This window comes from Candidatus Caldatribacterium sp. SIUC1, assembly GCF_051549785.1.
Classification (GTDB): Bacteria; Atribacterota; Atribacteria; order Atribacterales; family Caldatribacteriaceae; genus Caldatribacterium.
On record NZ_CP189974.1, the window covers coordinates 39,786 to 55,904 of the forward strand.

The 16,119-nt window shown below is 58.0% G+C and carries 18 protein-coding genes; 5 read left to right on the forward strand and 13 right to left on the reverse strand.

Annotation, left to right across the window (positions count from 1 at the left end):
• The first annotated feature begins 1 nt into the window (after position 1).
• A complete protein-coding gene (gene leuC, locus ACP6EK_RS00215) occupies positions 2-1,264 on the forward strand; it encodes a 3-isopropylmalate dehydratase large subunit (RefSeq protein ID WP_438316227.1) in 1,263 nt (420 codons plus the stop codon).
• Between the two features lie 10 nt (positions 1,265-1,274).
• Positions 1,275-1,760 (forward strand): 3-isopropylmalate dehydratase small subunit, encoded by a 486-nt coding sequence (locus ACP6EK_RS00220; RefSeq protein ID WP_438316230.1) that lies wholly within the window; start codon positions 1,275-1,277, stop codon positions 1,758-1,760.
• A gap of 3 nt (positions 1,761-1,763) precedes the next feature.
• On the opposite strand, the gene ACP6EK_RS00225 is transcribed toward ACP6EK_RS00220, so the two are convergent.
• From ACP6EK_RS00225 to ACP6EK_RS00240, 4 genes are read right to left on the reverse strand one after another with little or no spacing between them, the layout of a single operon-like run.
• Positions 1,764-3,125: a PFL family protein gene (locus ACP6EK_RS00225; protein WP_438316233.1), complete on the reverse strand. Its 1,362-nt coding sequence runs from the start codon at positions 3,123-3,125 to the stop codon at positions 1,764-1,766.
• A gap of 9 nt (positions 3,126-3,134) precedes the next feature.
• On the reverse strand, positions 3,135-3,452 hold the full coding sequence (locus tag ACP6EK_RS00230) for an ACT domain-containing protein (protein WP_438316236.1): 318 nt from the start codon (positions 3,450-3,452) through the stop codon (positions 3,135-3,137).
• Positions 3,424-4,131, reverse strand: a complete 708-nt coding sequence (locus tag ACP6EK_RS00235; protein WP_438316239.1) for an endonuclease V — start codon at positions 4,129-4,131, stop codon at positions 3,424-3,426. The genes ACP6EK_RS00230 and ACP6EK_RS00235 overlap by 29 nt, the downstream gene beginning before the upstream one ends.
• Before the next feature lie 15 nt (positions 4,132-4,146).
• Positions 4,147-4,380 carry a Veg family protein gene (locus ACP6EK_RS00240; RefSeq protein ID WP_438316242.1) on the reverse strand — a complete coding sequence of 78 codons (234 nt, stop codon included), beginning with the start codon at positions 4,378-4,380 and terminating at the stop codon, positions 4,147-4,149.
• Between the two features lie 639 nt (positions 4,381-5,019).
• Between ACP6EK_RS00240 and serC the strand changes: the two genes are divergently transcribed.
• Complete coding sequence (serC, locus tag ACP6EK_RS00245) at positions 5,020-6,105, forward strand: 3-phosphoserine/phosphohydroxythreonine transaminase (protein WP_438316245.1); 1,086 nt, start codon at positions 5,020-5,022, stop codon at positions 6,103-6,105.
• A gap of 14 nt (positions 6,106-6,119) precedes the next feature.
• Here serC and ACP6EK_RS00250 read toward each other — a convergent pair whose 3' ends face one another.
• The gene (locus ACP6EK_RS00250) at positions 6,120-7,592 is read right to left on the reverse strand and encodes a gluconokinase (protein ID WP_438316248.1); all 1,473 of its coding nucleotides are present in this window, start codon (positions 7,590-7,592) and stop codon (positions 6,120-6,122) included.
• A gap of 89 nt (positions 7,593-7,681) precedes the next feature.
• Between ACP6EK_RS00250 and ACP6EK_RS00255 the strand changes: the two genes are divergently transcribed.
• Entirely contained in the window at positions 7,682-8,221 is a 540-nt protein-coding gene (locus tag ACP6EK_RS00255) for a hypothetical protein (RefSeq protein ID WP_438316251.1), read from the forward strand.
• A complete protein-coding gene (locus ACP6EK_RS00260) occupies positions 8,218-8,523 on the forward strand; it encodes a phage holin, LLH family (protein WP_438316253.1) in 306 nt (101 codons plus the stop codon). The genes ACP6EK_RS00255 and ACP6EK_RS00260 overlap by 4 nt, the downstream gene beginning before the upstream one ends.
• Before the next feature lie 3 nt (positions 8,524-8,526).
• Here ACP6EK_RS00260 and gltX read toward each other — a convergent pair whose 3' ends face one another.
• From gltX to ACP6EK_RS00300, 8 genes are read right to left on the reverse strand one after another with little or no spacing between them, the layout of a single operon-like run.
• Positions 8,527-9,999 (reverse strand): glutamate--tRNA ligase, encoded by a 1,473-nt coding sequence (gene gltX, locus ACP6EK_RS00265; protein WP_438316255.1) that lies wholly within the window; start codon positions 9,997-9,999, stop codon positions 8,527-8,529.
• Complete coding sequence (locus ACP6EK_RS00270) at positions 9,996-10,412, reverse strand: PaaI family thioesterase (RefSeq protein ID WP_438318769.1); 417 nt, start codon at positions 10,410-10,412, stop codon at positions 9,996-9,998. Before ACP6EK_RS00270 ends, gltX begins: the two co-directional genes overlap by 4 nt.
• Positions 10,412-11,494 carry a divergent polysaccharide deacetylase family protein gene (locus tag ACP6EK_RS00275; RefSeq protein ID WP_438316257.1) on the reverse strand — a complete coding sequence of 361 codons (1,083 nt, stop codon included), beginning with the start codon at positions 11,492-11,494 and terminating at the stop codon, positions 10,412-10,414. The genes ACP6EK_RS00270 and ACP6EK_RS00275 overlap by 1 nt, the downstream gene beginning before the upstream one ends.
• Positions 11,478-12,653 (reverse strand): S41 family peptidase, encoded by a 1,176-nt coding sequence (locus ACP6EK_RS00280; protein ID WP_438316259.1) that lies wholly within the window; start codon positions 12,651-12,653, stop codon positions 11,478-11,480. Before ACP6EK_RS00280 ends, ACP6EK_RS00275 begins: the two co-directional genes overlap by 17 nt.
• Before the next feature lie 18 nt (positions 12,654-12,671).
• The gene (locus tag ACP6EK_RS00285) at positions 12,672-13,844 is read right to left on the reverse strand and encodes a murein hydrolase activator EnvC family protein (protein ID WP_438316261.1); all 1,173 of its coding nucleotides are present in this window, start codon (positions 13,842-13,844) and stop codon (positions 12,672-12,674) included.
• The gene (locus ACP6EK_RS00290) at positions 13,841-14,695 is read right to left on the reverse strand and encodes a cell division protein FtsX (RefSeq protein WP_438316264.1); all 855 of its coding nucleotides are present in this window, start codon (positions 14,693-14,695) and stop codon (positions 13,841-13,843) included. Before ACP6EK_RS00290 ends, ACP6EK_RS00285 begins: the two co-directional genes overlap by 4 nt.
• A 2-nt stretch (positions 14,696-14,697) precedes the next feature.
• Complete coding sequence (locus ACP6EK_RS00295; RefSeq protein WP_438316267.1) at positions 14,698-15,369, reverse strand: cell division ATP-binding protein FtsE; 672 nt, start codon at positions 15,367-15,369, stop codon at positions 14,698-14,700.
• Positions 15,370-15,381: 12 nt separating this feature from the next.
• Positions 15,382-16,116, reverse strand: coding sequence for a WecB/TagA/CpsF family glycosyltransferase (locus tag ACP6EK_RS00300; protein ID WP_438316269.1), 735 nt, complete (start codon positions 16,114-16,116; stop codon positions 15,382-15,384).
• Positions 16,117-16,119: the final 3 nt, after the last annotated feature.

Below are 16,119 nucleotides of genomic sequence, written 5' to 3' on the forward strand. Positions count from 1 at the left end.
CATGGGGATGACCATCACCGAAAAAATCATCGCCGCCCATGCGGGAAAGGACAGAGTGGTTCCCGGGGAGCTTGTCGAAGTCGCGGTGGATGTGATGCTCGCCAACGACATCACCGCTCCCCTGAGCATCAAAGAACTCGAAAAGCGGGGGATAGCAACCATTGCAGACCCCGAGAAAATCGTCCTCGTTGCGGACCACAATACCCCCGCCCGGGACATCTCGTCAGCGGAAAACGTCAAGCTCATGCGGGAATTCGCAAAGAAGCACGGCATCCGCCACTTCTTTGAAGGGGGAGAGGTCGGGATAGAACACGTGCTCTTGCCCGAACTCGGCCTTGTGGTCCCGGGGGATCTCGTCATCGGTGCCGACTCTCACACCTGCACCTACGGGGCTCTGGGAGCCTTCGCCACGGGTATGGGAAGCACCGACCTTGCCGCCTCCTGGGTTCTGGGGAGGACCTGGCTCCGGGTTCCGGAGTCGTTGAAGTTCGTCCTTTCGGGAGAACGGCGACCCTTCGTCACCGGGAAGGACCTGATTCTCTTCATCATCGGCCAGATTGGGGTCGACGGTGCCCGGTACTGTGCCATGGAGTTTGAGGGACCGGTCATCCAGTCCCTCTCCATGGATGAACGCTTCACTATAGCCAACATGGCCATAGAGGCAGGAGCCAAAAACGGTATCATTGCCCCAGACGATACCACCCTCGCCTATGTTCGCGCCACAGGAACTTCCCGTACCCCGAGGCTCTTTTCCTCCGATCCCGATGCGGAGTGGAAGGAAGTCTTCCACATTGACGTCACCGCAATTGAGCCCCAGGTGGCCTTTCCTCACCTTCCCTCCAATACCCGTTCGGTCTACGCCATCCCGAAAATCGAAATCGACCAGGTGGTCATCGGTTCCTGCACCAACGGTCGCATCGAGGACCTGCGTATGGCAGCCTCGGTCCTGCGAGGGCGGAAGGTCCGAAAAGGCGTGCGGCTTCTCGTTTTTCCCGGAAGCCCCAGGGTTCTGAGGCAAGCGGAAGAAGAAGGACTCATCAAAACCTTCCTTGAGGCCGGCGCGGTCATTGCCCCGCCTTCCTGCGGCCCATGCCTTGGGGGACACCTCGGCGTTCTGGCCTCAGGAGAACGCTGCGCCTCAACCACAAACCGGAACTTCATCGGCCGGATGGGGCATGAGACGAGCGAGGTGTACCTTGTCAACCCCTACATTGCGGCAAGCTCCGCCGTTGCGGGGTACATTACCTCCCCGGAGAGACTCTGAGGTGAGACCCATGATTCGCGGAAAAGCAGTGGTTTTCGGAGACAATGTGGACACCGACGTCATCATCCCGGCCCGGTACCTCACGAGTACCGACCCCGAAGAACTCGGCAAGCACTGCATGGAAGGCCTGGATCCCCACTTTCCCCAACGTATCACTCCTGGAGCGACCATTCTGGTAGCCGGGAAAAACTTCGGCTGTGGTTCCTCCCGGGAACACGCCCCCCTGGCCCTCAAGGGGTGCGGGGTTTCTGCCGTTGTGGCCGCTTCGTTTGCCCGGATTTTCTTCCGGAACGCCATCAACATCGGCCTTCCTATCCTTGAGTCCGAAGAAGCGGCAAGGGGAATCCGGGAGGGAGATACGGTCTCTATTGACCTTGCCCGAGGGGAAATCCGTAACGAAACCACGGGGGAGATTTTCTGGGCTCGACCCTTCCCGCCCTTCCTCCAGGAAATCATCGCTGCCGGGGGGCTCATGAACCTCGTGGAAAAAGGTTAGGGGTTAATTGCGAAGACTCGTCAGGGGTGCGGGGACGCGACCACCCCGGAGGATGAGCCGCGCACCCCGATAGGGGTTGACGGGGATAATGGTCGCCTCCCCGAGAAGCCCTCCAAAGCAGGCTCTCTCCCCTGCGCTCTTTCCGGGCACCGGGATGAGGCGGACGCCAACGGTCTTGTGGTTGATCACCCCAATGGCGATTTCGTCAGCCATGATGCAGGCGATGGTCTCCCAGGGAGTGTCGCCAGGAATGGCAATCATGTCAAGGCCCACAGAGGACACACTGGTCATGGCCTCGAGTTTCTCCAAAGATAAAGCCCCCACCGCCACCGCCTCGCTCATCCTTGCGTCCTCACTCACCGGGATGAACGCTCCACTCAGGCCTCCAACGGATGAGGAGGCCATGGCACCACCCTTTTTGCAGGCATCGGTCAAAAGCGCCAGAGCAAGCGTTGACCCCCACGCCCCACATCGCTCAAGCCCCATCTCTTCCAAAATCTCGGCGACACTGTCCCCAACCCGGGGCGTTGGCGCCAGCGACAGATCCACAATGCCGAAGGCCACTCCGAGTTTCCCGGCAACCTCTCTCCCGATGAGCTCCCCCACTCGGGTGATCTTGAAGGCCGTCCGCTTGATGAATTCCGCAAGGGTCCCAAGATCCGCCCCAGGATGACGGCGCACGACCTCCTTCACCACGCCCGGACCGCTCACCCCGACGTTCACCACCGCCTCCCCCTCCCCCACGCCATGGAACGCTCCCGCCATGAAGGGGTTGTCCTCCGGGGCGTTGGCAAAAACCACGAGTTTTGCACACCCAATACCATCCCGGTCTTTCGTGCGCTCTGCCGTTTCCTTCACAACCTGTGCCATGGTGAGGATGGCATCAACGTTAATACCTGTGCGGCTTGACGCTACGTTCACCGAGGCGCAGATACGCTCGGTCCCTGAAAGCACAGCGGGCAAACTCCCCATGAGGAGGACATCGCCCTTTGTGGCCCCCTTGTGGACCAGGGCCGAGAATCCACCGATGAAGTCGATGGCAAGTTCCCGGGCAAGGTCATCCAGGGCTTTCGCAAAATCCAGCACGCCCTCTCCCTCTTCTCCTGTAAGGAGCAGAGCCACCGGAGAGATGGCCACCCGGCGGTTCACGATGGGGATGCCGTATTTGGCCGAGACCTCATCGGCCACGGCGTTTAGAGAAGCGGCGTACCGGCGAATTTTGGCAACCACCCGTTGTACCGTTTCCTCGAAGTCCTTCCCCCGGCAATCAAGGATCGAAATCCCCAGGGTTACTGTTCGCACATCGAGGTTCTCAATCTCAAGCATCCGCAGGGTCTCAAGGATCTCAGCGCGGTCGAAAAGCATGGTGCCCCCCTAAATGCGGTGCATCACCTGGAAGATGCTCGCATGCTGCAGGTACACCTTGACCCCCACCTCTTCGCCCCGCCGGACCAGTCTCTCCCGAAGCTCTGAAAGCGAGACCGAACAGCGGGAGATATCACCCACAAGAATCATGGTGAAGTACTCTCCGAGAATCTTCTGGGTGATATCCTCGATGTTGACGCTGTGCTCGGCAAGACAGGACGTGATGGCAGCGATAATCCCGATACGGTCCTTCCCCACAACAGTAATGACCACCCTGTGCTCGGTGGACGGCTCTTCCTCAAAGGCCCAGAGATTCACTTCGGTCACTGTGTTCTCCTCCTTTGAGCCGTTCGCTGAAGATATGGGCTAAACGCACGGGCTCAGGAAGACGAAACCCCCTTGCCGTCTTCAGGGCCCATTCCCGGGCTTTCTCTAAGTCTATCCGGTTTCCCGGAGAGACGAATACGGGCTGGGTGCAGTCTTTTGTTCGCAGGACAACGCCGACACGCTTCCCCCGGTATTCGACAAAAGAGAAGGAACCTCGCTTCTCCCCAGGTTCCTGAAAATGTCCCACGAGGGGCTTTTTGGCCACTCCAATAGAGACAAGACCAAAGAGGACCCCCAGGTGGCTGGCAATCCCCACTCCCCGGGGATGGGCGATACCCTGGCCGTCGAAGAAGAAAAGGTGCGGCACAACGGAAAGACGCCGGAAAGCCTCTTCAATCGCCGGACCTTCCCGGAAGGAGAGAAAACCCGGAACATAGGGGAAAGAGGGCTTATGCACCCCCGAGGCCACTTCGACCACCTCAAGAGAAGGCCACCGCAGGACCACAACAACCGCCACCGCTTGCCCAAGAGCGTTGTAGGCAACGTCAACCCCTGCAAGAAGCGTAACAGCCTCGTCTTTCAAGGGAAATTCGAGGGAAACCTTTTGCCGGATATCCTCTTGGATGCGCAGGGCCTCCTCAAGCGTCACCTCGAAAGGATGAGGGTATTGCCTCTCCATGGAGGGACAGGGAGGTTACAGGATTTCGAGCTCTACAGTTTTGGTGAGGATGTCGACGTAGTTGAAGGCCATGCGCTGAGCGGTACCGTCGACATCCACCCTGAGGATGAAGAAGAAGGGGTAAATCCCCTCAATGACGCCTTTGCGAACAACGGTCTTTTTGCGCCCTTTGTTGACCTCTACAATGGCTTCTCGGCCGACGAGAGAGCCAATCCACTCTTTGATTTCCTGGAGATTCTGGACGGTCAAAAAGCATCATTCCCGCCGCATTTTTTGGTATTATATCCTATTTCTCCAGAAAAAGCAAACGAAATCACGAAAAAGCAGCAGAGCACCTTTCTCGGTCTTCCGAACCCTCTTGTCCTCCATAAAGGAGAACACCTCAGCACATTCTGGGAGGTCCGCACCCTTCGGGATTCCTACGTACAAAAAGCCACGTAGACTTCAAAAGATTGTCAGAACACGTCTTGAGCTTTCGACCTTCCCCGCTACCCGCGCAAGATGAGAAGAACCCGGAACACCTCCTGCTGCTGGCAGAGAAAAAAGACTCAATCCCGAGATTCGGAAAGGAGAGCGAGACGAACCCGGACACCGCAAGACTGCACACATCGCCTAATAAATCTCCGCATCTACCGAGGAACAGAGCGCCTCCCCGGAGGAAATCGCCCTTGTCAGTGAGTCGCTTGCTGCATAAACCGAAAAACCGCAGAGCACCGTACACCAGTTCAGCGCGTGAGCTCCCCAACCACTGCTTTCCGGGAGCCCGGAAAGCAGTGGTTCTTTTTAGGCTTCTGCCTTAGCTTCACTAAGCGCAGCTGAAAAGGCGGACACCCCCTCCCGGGAAATGGTAGAATATCCGGGAAAAGCCAGAACGAGGGAGGAAGGGAAATGGAAGAGCGGGTGCATACTTTTAACCCTGGTCCAGCGGCCTTGCCCCTGCCAGTACTTGAGCGAATCCGTGACGAAATGCTCAACTTCCGTGGCACAGGGATGTCCATCCTTGAGGTTAGCCATCGCTCAAGGACCTTTGAAGAGGTCCTCGACGATGCTGCAGCAAGGCTCAAAAGGCTCCTGAAACTCGACAACCGTTTCCATGTGGTTTTCCTCCAGGGCGGAGCAAGCCTCCAGTTCGCCATGGTTCCGATGAACCTGGCGCTTGAGGGGAAACCCGTAGGGTACGTGGACACCGGATACTGGGCCTCCAAGGCTCTCAAGGAAGCCCAGATTCTGGGGAAAGACGTGCAGGTGGTGGCGTCCTCCAAAGCGCAAAACTACACGCATATCCCCAAGAACTTCACCGTCGATGACAACCTCGCCTATCTCCACCTCACCTCAAACAACACCATTGAGGGCACCCAGTGGCACCACTTTCCCGGGGTGGGGAATGTCCCCCTGGTGAGCGACATGTCTTCGGATATCTTAAGCCGGGTCTTTGACCCCTCGCCCTTTGGGCTCATCTATGCCGGGGCGCAGAAAAACCTGGGTCCTGCAGGGGTCACCGTGGTCATTATCCGGGAGGACATGCTGGAACGCACCCCCAAAAATCTCCCCACCATGCTCCGGTACTCCACGTTCGTTGAATCGAACTCCCTCTACAACACCCCGCCCTGCTTTGCCATCTATGTGGTTGACCTCGTCCTTGAATGGCTTGAGGAAACGGTTGGAGGTCTGGAAACAATGGAGGCCATCAACCGAAAGAAGGCGAAAATCCTCTACGACTACCTCGACAGCCAGAACTTCTACACCTGCCCTGTGGCACCCGAAGACCGGTCCATGATGAACGTGGTCTTTCGTCTCCCCAGCCCAGAATTAGAGGACAAATTCGTGAAAGAAGCAGAAAAAGCACGCCTTGTGGGGCTTAAAGGACACCGCTCTGTAGGAGGATGCCGGGCCTCCCTCTACAATGCCGTCACCGTGGAGGCGGTGCAGGCACTCGTGGACTTCATGCAGGAGTTTGCCCGAAAAAACGCCTGAGGGACGAGCGTCCCTCAGGCAAGGCCAAGCTTTGCGAACTCCCGAAAAAGCGGTGCGTTCACCTCGTAGAGCCGCCTGAAGAGGCGGAAAAGCTCCTCGTACAAAGCGTGGGCATTTGCGTCAGGGGTGACCTGGCCTTCGGTGGGAAAGAACTCCTCGGGGAATTCCTCGAAGGACCGGACATACCCCAGGGCCTTCAGGGCGATGAGGAATGCCCCCTTGGCGGAGGAAGAGGGATAACTGCTCACCGCCACCGGGACACCCAGAACGTCACAGAGCACCCTCCTCCCGTTCTCTGAAAGGGCAAACCCTCCGCCAATCACCACCTTCCTGGGCTCCCCCATGACCTCCCGGAGCATGTCAAAAACGGCGCGAATCGAAAAAGCCACGCTCTCATAGGCCGCCTGGAGAAGAGCCTCCGGGGTATGGAAGAAAGAGAGCCCGAAGAGAATCCCCCGGGCATAGGGGTCCCAGTAAGGGCTCCGTTCTCCGGTCAAAAAGGGCAAAAAGAGCGGACGTCGCCGGGAAAGGTCGAGAGCGACCTCGCCCTCTTTCAAGAGGTCCCGCATCCACGAGAAGACGATGCCTCCGTTGTTGATGGCCCCTCCCCCAACCCAGATATCGGAGGCAAGGTAGTAACACCAGGCCCGTTTTCCAGGGTCGATGACTGGCCGGAGGGCACACATGCGAACGGCCCCTGAAGACCCGACGCTCACGACCATTTCGCCTTCTCGAAAACACCCCTCTCCGAGATTGGCAAAAGGACCGTCCCCACCACCCCACACAACAGGCATCCCCAGGGGTAAACCGGTGGAAGCGGCGAAGTCCCGGCTCACAAGTGGCGCCGCGAAATCCGGCTCCACAAGGGGGGGAAGGAGTTCCGGGGAAATCGCAAGCAGGTCGCACATCTTCCTGCTCCACGCCTTCCTCTGCACCTCAAGAAGTCCCGTCCCTGAAGCCGTGGAGTAATCGCAGCAAAGCTCCCCCGTGAGCTGAAAGAGCACCCAGTCCTTGATGCTCAGGATTTTCGAAACCCTCTTCCAGAGGTCCCCGTGGTGCTTCCTGAGCCAGAGAATCCGAGGAGGATGGTAGATAGTGTGGAGCGGTGCAGCCGTCAGTTCATAGAGGCGTTCCTTTTCATAGGACTCCCGGAATCCCTCAACTTCCTGGAAAGAGCGGGTGTCCATCCAGTTCCAGAGAGGGGCAAGGGGAGTGAAATTGCCATCCACAGGAAGGAGGCTGTGGAGCATGGTGTCAAAGCTCAGCGCTTCGAAAGAGCTTCCGGGAAAGGACGAAACCGCCTCCTTCACCGCCTCGGTAAGGGCACCGAAAATTTCCCCCGGGTCCTGCTCTGCGTATCCTGGGGCAGGAGAAGCAGTGGGGTATGCCCTTTTTGTCGAAAAGAGGATGTTCCCACTTTGGTCAAACACGCAGACTTTCAGGGACGATGTGCCAATATCCGCACAGAGGAAAAGCCTTTGTGCCACCGGTATCCCCCCGACGCTTTTTCCTATTATAGCCCTGTCACCCATTTCCTTTAAAGAATAGGAAGACATGTAAGGAAAGGAGGTTGTCCATGCATCGGGAACCAACACTCAAAGACGTGCAGCATGTGGTTGAGCTTGCCCGGGCTTTTCTTGACGATGCCCTGACACTCCTTACCGCCTATGTCCAGTCCTCTCCTTCTCTCACGCGGTTTCTGAAAGACCAGGGACTGAACCCCGAAACGGTCCTCTTCTCTTTCTCCTTCCCCGAGGAGCTCCCGGTGATCCTCGAGGTGGCCAGGCGCTCCTTCCCACAAGACGAGTCCTACCCCGTGAATCCTTACGCCCTGCTTTTGGCCATCCGGGAGGCCGAGCGGGGGCGCAAAGGCTTTGAGTTCGGGATAGTGGCGGCAAAAGATACAGACCTCAAAACTCAGTGCGAGTGGGCGTGCGCCACGGTGAAGAAGAACTTCGAGCGCTTTAGAGGAAGCGGGGAAAAGGACTTCATCGCTTTCCTGGGGAAGCGATGGGCACCGGTTGGGGCGGAGAACGACCCAAAAGGGCTCAACCGGTTCTGGGTGGACAATGTCCGGTACTTCTACAACCTCTTCCGAAAGGAGGGAGAACAGTGAACTTCCAGGACTTCCTGCTCTCAGCGGCTTCACTCTTTCTGCTTGGGCTGGGAAGCTACGTTTTCTCCCGGTGGCATGTGGATCGCCTGACGCTTGACCGGTACCGGAAAATTCTGGACCTTGCGGAAGAGGCAGTGCTCTTTGTGGAGGACGCCTTCCCCGAAAAGCGAGGCCTTGAAAAGCTCAGAGAGGCCATTCAGTACCTAAGAAGGTGCTGTGAGCGGCTCGGCATTCCCCTGGACGATGCAGAGGCCGAAGCCAAGGTCCGAGCCGCCTACCAGAAGCTGGAAAGGACAAGATAACCCTCAACCTCTCTCCAAAAACCTCAGGGTCCTTGCAATGCGGGCAAGGACCCGCTCCTTCCCCAGAACCTCGAGGAGCTCGAAGAGCCCCGGACCGACCTTTTTCCCCGATACCGCCACCCGAAGGGGATGGATGAACTGCGCCGCTTTGAGGCCTCGCCGCTCCGCCTCACTCCGTATAGCCTTTTCGATGGTTGCCGCGTCAAAGGGCTCAAGGTCCTTCAGAAGCTCATAAGAAGTCCCGAGAATCTCGGGCACCTTCTCCTCAAAGAGCACGCTCTCCACCGCCTGAGGATCGTACTCGTAGTGCTCGGTGAAGAAGTACTCCGCCTCTTCGAGCACCTGCGCCACGTACCGGATGCGATCCCGCATGAGGGCCATAACCCTTCTGCAGTAGGCGGAAAACTCCGGCGTGAGGTCTTCTCCCGTAACCTTCCCCTGACGTTTGAGGATGTCGATGAGGATTCCCGCAAGCCTCTCAGGATTAGCTGCCCTGAGATAGACCCCGTTCATCCAGTTGAGCTTATCAAGGTCAAAGACTGCAGCGTGCTTGGTGACCTGCTCAAGGGAGAACCGCTCGATGATTTCCTCCCGGGTAAAAATCTCCTTCTCCTCTTCCCCCGTTGCCCAGCTCAACCGGGCAAGGTAGTTCACCATGGCTTCAGGGAGGTACCCCATATCCCGGTAGTAGGTCACCGAGGGTGAACCGTGGCGCTTGCTCAGGCGGGTCCTGTCCTTTCCGAGGATCATGGGGATATGGGCAAACTGCGGGCAGGGAAATCCAAAAGCCTCATATAGCAGAACCTGGCGAGGGGTATTGGAGATGTGGTCATCGCCTCGGATGACGTGGGTGATGCGCATGAGCGCATCGTCCACCACACAGGCGAAGTTGTACGTCGGCATGCCGTCGGACTTCAGGATGACGAAATCGTCAAGCTCACCGTTGTCGAAGGTCACATCCCCCCGAAGCATGTCCACAAAGGTCGTCGTCCCCTCGGGAATCCGGAAGCGCAGCACGGGCTTTCGCCCTTCCCGACGAAAAGCCTCCCTTTCTCTTGCGCTTAAGTGGAGACAGCGCCGGTCATACCGCCAGCTTCCCCCCTGGGCGATGACCCGTTCTTTTCGTTCCTTTAGTTCTTCGGGAGTACAGAAACACTCGTAGGCTAGACCTTTCTGAAGGAGCTTTTCGGCGTACTCCCGGTAAAGGTGCAGCCGCTGGCTCTGGAAATACGGCCCGTAGGGGCCACCAACCTCTGGCCCCTCGTCCCACAAAAGCCCAAGCCACCTGAGGCTCTCAAGGATAACCCGAACGGATTCCTCAGTCGAGCGCGAAAGATCGGTATCCTCAATCCGGAGGACAAATACCCCCCCGTACTTTCGGGCAAAAGCCCAGTTGAAGAGTGCTGTGCGTGCTCCCCCAAGGTGCAGAAACCCTGTGGGGCTTGGCGCAAAGCGAACCCGAACGGTCTCACTCACGGCCTCTCACTCCCCTTATCCTTCGGGACAACAAAGATACCCTCAGCCTCCGCAACCCTCTCTCCATCATAGAGGATTTCCCCAAAGGCCGCAACAATCCTTCCCTTTTGCCTCCGAACCCGCCCCCGAAGCATCAGGATTTTCTCTGTTGGGCAGGGCCTGAGGTACTTCACCCTGAGCGTCCCGGTGACGGCAGAAATCCCTGCACGTTTCACGCTGTGGGACATCACCTCGTCAAGGAGTGACGCCACAATCCCCCCGTGGACCACCCCGGCAAAACCCTGCAGGTACCAGGGGACAACGGTTTCTGCCACCGTCCACCCATTTTCTTCCCGAAAGCGAAGCGAAAACCCGTGGGGATTTCGTTCCCCACAGAAGAAACACCTCCGGTTGTCCACAAATTCCACAAGCATCACCCTCCACTTTCAAGCATTTCAGAGAGAAAGACGAATTCGTACTCTGGATGCGGCCTTTCCAGAAAGCACTTCAGTGCCTCATAGGTGACCTCTTTCGGGTGCCCGATGGCCACGGCAAAGCCCTGCTTCCTCGCCACGGCCAGAGTGGCTTCGAGTTGCTTCAGAACGTACTCGATGGTGGTCTCTCCGTCAAGGAAAACATCTCGGCGAAGCGCCCGAACACCCATATTCTTCATCACCCGAAAGGCCACAGAACGCGGTGTGGTGAGACTGTCCAGAAAATAGGCGTTTTTCCCCCGGAGGACCAGGGCGCAGAGCGCCATCAGGCGCTCGTCCTGCGTGGCCCTGGAACCCTTGTGGTTGTTGAGGCCCTTTGCCTGGGGGATGCGTCGGAAAGCCTCTTCAAGCATCCGCACCACCTCTTCCTTAGGGGTGCCACTTCGAAGCAAAAATCGCTCTCTCGAGTTCTCCCCGGGATCCATCGCCTCCATCGGGAAGTGGATGAGCACTTCTTTCCCGCTTTCTTCAGCCCGTCGGGCAAGATGCGGGCCGTGCGGAAGGTGAGGGAATACCGCCACGTTGAGTTTGACCGGAAGGGAGAAAAACTTCTCCGCTATAGGCACATCGTACCCGATGTCGTCAATGACGATGGCGATCCGGAAAACCCGCCTGAGGCGAAGGTGGAAGTGGAACCACTCCTCCTCCCCCCAGAAAAGACAGTAATCGTCATCCCCCACCCTTTTCCCCCAAAGACCGAAGGGCTCCAGAGGAGCAAGGAGGGCCTCAAGACGCCTGAGGAGACGCTCTCTCTGCCAAGCGTTCCCAAGCACCACCTCGACCTCAAAGGAAGGTCTTTCGGGAAGAGGATAACGGAGAACCTGAAAGGAGAGGCTGTTCTTTCTAACCTCGTGGAGCACAAGCAGGGCAAGTTCCCTTCCCACCCCCCGGAAGAGCGCCCGGGAAAGGGCAGCCTGGCCCTCTTCAAAAAGTCGTGTTTCAAGTCCCAGGGCAAAGAGCACCACTCCCCAGGCCAAAAGCCCAAAAAGGAGGAAGAAAAGGAACCTACGAGGCCAGGGCATGGTCCTTGAGGAGTTTTTTGAGTTCCTGGATACCCCGCTTCAGCTGCTCGTCTTCACCGCTTGCCAGGACATCGGGAACGAGCCCCTGACCATTGATGTCCGTTCCATCGGCAAGGTAGTACTTAGAAACCGTGAAGATGACGCCTCCTCCATGCGACAGGGGGGAAATCTCCTGAATGACACCTTTGCCGAAGGTCTTCTCTCCCACAAGGAGGGCGTGGGCCGCAAGACGGAGAATCCCTGCGAGGATTTCCGCGCCACTCGCCGTCCCCCGATTCACCAGGACCACTACAGGAGCCGAGACCAGGGGGTGTATGAAGTTTGTGATGGTCTCGCGCTTGCCATTCCGGTCCTCCACAAGGAGGAGTTTCTCCCCATAGGGCACGAAGAACCCTGCGGTGACAAGCGCTGCCGAAAGCAATCCCCCGGGGTTGTTGCGAAGGTCAAGAATGAACCCCGTAACCCCCTGTGCGGCAAGATCAGTGAGGGCTTTCTGGACCTCATCGGCCGTTCGCCCGTGGAACTCGGAAATTCGTATAAGGCCGATACCCTCGGGGAGCACCTCGGCACTCACACTCTGGATTTTAATGATGCTTCGAACAACCTCCACGGTGATGTCCTCCGAAACCCCTTCTCGCCTCAAGGTGAGCACGACCCTGGTTCCCTCTGGCCCTCGCATTTTCTTCACCGCCTGGTCCAGAGACATACCAAGGGTCGACTCCCCGTCAATTGCCAGAATCACATCTCCTGCCTTCACCCCTGCTTTCTCTGCAGGAGAACCTGCAATGGGGGAGACAACGGTGAGCTTTTCATCCCGTATGGCGATAACAATCCCGATTCCCGAAAAAGCCCCTTCCAGGGTATCGCTGGTTTCAATCCTGTAGTCCTCGGGGTCGAGGTAACGAGCGTAAGGGTCCGGAAGGGCTCGAAGCACTCCCCGGATAGCCTCTTCAAGGAGTTTCCCCTCGTCCAAAGGATCTTCTGAGTAGAACTTCTCCCGGATGAGGGAGATGGTCTCAAAAAGCGGTTCCCAGTTCTCAAAACCCTTTTCTTTCCCAAGGCCAAAGGCCAGGAATTCCCGCTCAAGGAAGAAAAGGAGTACCCCAAACCCTACAAGAATCCCCAGAAATACCCGTAACCAGAGTCTTCTCTGCCCCATGCGCTCTTCACCTCGAATTCACTGAAGCCAGAGGAGGGGGTCCTCCTCACGGGCGCTTGTACCCACCCGCACCTCAAAGTGTACCACTGGTCGTTCCACAAGGCCAGAGTCCCCGCTCAACGCAATGACCTGCCCTCCCCTGACTGTATCACCAGCCCGCACTTGAATCTCTCCAAGATGGGCGTACACGGTGACCAGGTCGTTGCCATGATCGATAATGACGGTCTTCCCGTACCCCCTAATGGTGCTCGCGAGAAGCACCACGCCGTCAGCTGCGGCGTACACCGGGGTTCCCACCGGACAGGCGATGTCGACTCCAGGGTTGTAGAAGGTGATGCCGTAGCGGGCGTCTTTCCACTCGCCAAATCGGCGGAAGATCGTTCCTCCTGACACAGGCCAGAAGAGCCGTCCACGTTTCACTGGAGCCTGAGGAGGAGAGGGCGTTTTCTTTCTCGCCAGTTCCTCCCGGAGTCTAGCCAGGGTGGCCTCAAGGTTCTCTCGCGCCTGGATGAGATCTTTGCGGTTTTTCTCAAGACGGGCCCGATCGGTCTCCAGACGCCGAAGAATCTCCTCCCGAGCTTTCCTGAGCTCGGCAAGGCGTCGATTCTCAAGGACCAGCCGCTCTTTCAGCACCACCTCGAGGCGGATGCGCTGCTTGATCTCCTCGAGTTTCCTCGCAAGTTCTTCCTGTCTTCTTGAGGCTTCCTCGATGGCGCTGCTTTTTGCCCTGAGGCACTGGGCAACCCAGTAAGTATTGGCCTCCCACTCGCCCGGAGAAATCCCGCCGACAAGGCTCTGCAGCACCACCTCACCGGTGCCCACCCGGTAAGCTCCTCTGGCAATCGCCTCCTGGCTGCTCTTTTCCTGGAGAATACCCCGCTGCAGGCTCTCCACTTCTTGCTCAAGCTGCTTCCTCTGCTTCTCCAGAGTAAGAATCCGTTCCCGGGATCTTGCGATATCCGCTTCGGCGGTGGCAATCTGCTTTTCGAGCTTGGCAAGTTCACCGGAGAGGTCCTTCGCGCTTGAGAGCACCTTCTTGAGTTCACCCTCAAGGCGTGCCTGTTCCTTCCGAAGTTCCTCGAGTTTTTTCGTCTGCAGGGCAATTTCATCCTCGAGGGAATCCGGGCTCCCCAGAGCCCAGGGCGAACACACAAAGAGCACGACAAGGAGGATAAGCACAGCGCACCTCACGGTCTTCTCCTCCGGGCCCTCCAGTGTCCCAAAAGCACCCCCAGAACGCCCATCCCACACCCCACACCAAGGTCTAAGGGGAGGAAAACCATGGCGAGCTCCTCCACGTTCACCCACAAAAACCCGGGAAAGGCCTCACCCACAAGGCGAAAGAAAGGCACAAAGAAGGCAAGGCTCAAAAGGTACGCCCCCGCACCACCCAGAAGCCCCCCGAAAAGCCCTTCAAGGAGAAAAGGCGCCAGGGAAAAAGCCGGAGGTGCTCCCACAAGGGACAGCACCTCGACTTCCCTCCCCCGAAGCTGCACCACCAGGGCTGTGGTCACCACGATGGCAAAAACCCCAAACCCTAAAACTCCAAGGAAAAACCCGCCCAGGGCTTTAAGCAAAAGCCGGAAAAGGCGGAGGAATCCCTCGACCTCTTTTCCTCCGCAGAATACCTCGGCGAAGGCCTCTTCCGTACGGAGAATAGCAGCGATGTCGGGGAGATCCTCGATGTGCCGGGGAACGACCTCAAGAGAGGCGGGGAAGGAAATGCCTGCAACCTCTCCCTCGGAAAGCCCAAGACGCTCGAGAAAACGGGCCCTCGCCTCTTCGGGAGAGACCAGAACTACCCGCCCCACCAGAGGATGCCGGGCAATTTCCTCCCGAACCCGTTCCACAGACTCCCTGCTCACATCCTCACGGAAAATGGCCCGAATCGTGAAATGCTCACGCCAGTGTTCCCGCAACCTCACCGCCTCGAGGTACCCAAAAACCGTGGCATTCACCAGAACACCGGCAAAAAGGACGCTCAGAACACCGAGAACGAAAAGGCCGGGACGGCGAAACATATAGCGGGAAACACGCCCCATGTTCAGCATCTCTCCCCCCGGATTCGTCCCCGCTCAAGCAAAATCGCCCGCGCCGGGAAGCGCTCAAGGAGAGCTTCGTTGTGGGTGGCCACGATGACCGTCACGCGATCATTCCGGGAAAGGTTCCAGAGGAGATTCAGAACCTCAAGCGCTGAGGCAGCGTCGAGATTTCCCGTTGGTTCATCGGCAAGAACAAGCTTTGGTCGATGAACTAAGGCACGCCCAACGCAGAGTTTCTGCTTCTCTCCCCCTGAGAGCCATCGAGCCCTGAATGTGCTTTTCTTCTCAAGACCAAGAAGACGCAGTACATCCCAGGCGACCTTTCTGGCCTCCTTCCCGTTAACTCCAAGGACCACAAGAGGTGCTACAAGGTGCTCGTACACCGTCCAATCCGGGACAATCTCCAGGTCCTGAAAGACCACACCCAGGTGCTGCCGGAGAAAGGGGACAAAGCGGGGATCCAGGGTGTCAATCCGGCGTCCGGAAAACCATATTTCCCCCTCGGTGGGTCGCTCTTCTTGAGTAATGAGCCGGAAGAGCGTCGTTTTCCCGGCTCCAGTCGGTCCCTGGAGGAAAAGGAACTCCCCCCTCTCCACGGTAAAGGTCACCTTTTCCAGGGCCCGGATCCCGGGGGGATACACCTTTGAGACTCCGCGGAACTCCAAAAACGCCATGGTTCTCCTCTCTCACCCCGTATTATACCACCCCCACCATTTCTCCCTGAGAAGCCAGAGGCCAAAGCGAAGGAAAGCCGGAACCACACGCCGGATCCTCCGGGGTTCAAGGAACAGTCGCCACAGCCACTCAAGGCCGAGGGAACGGAAAAGAAGGGGAGCACGGGGAAGCCTCCCTGCCCACACATCGAAACTCCCTCCAACACCCATGAAAACCTTCGCCGGAAGCACCTCCCGATAGCGGGCAATCCAGAGCTCTTGTTTTGGCACACCCATGCCCACAAAGAGCACTTCCGGAGCGGCACGCTTAATGTCCTCGACGACCTCCGCATCGTCGGTGAAGTACCCGTGGTGACACCCGCAGACCTTGAGACCCGGATAGCGGTGCTGCATGGCCTGGACGGCCCGCTGCGCCACACCCTCCCGGGCACCGAGGAAGTAAAACCCCCAGCCCCGTTCGCTCCCCCACGCCATGATGGCCTCCGCTACGTCTATTCCCGGAAGCCGCCGAAGAACCCCGCACCGCAAGAAGCGGGAAGCCCACACCACCCCCATGCCATCGGGAAGACGAAGCTCAGCTGAAGCAAGAACCTCGAGGAAGCGAGGATCGCGGAGCACCAGCATCTCTGGATTCACCGTCACAATGTGGAGCTTTCTGCCCTGCTCCACAGCGTCCTCAACCACACTCCGCAAATCCTCAAGTCCCCCGGCAAAAAAGGAATACCCCAGAAGTGTAACAGCCAGCACAGA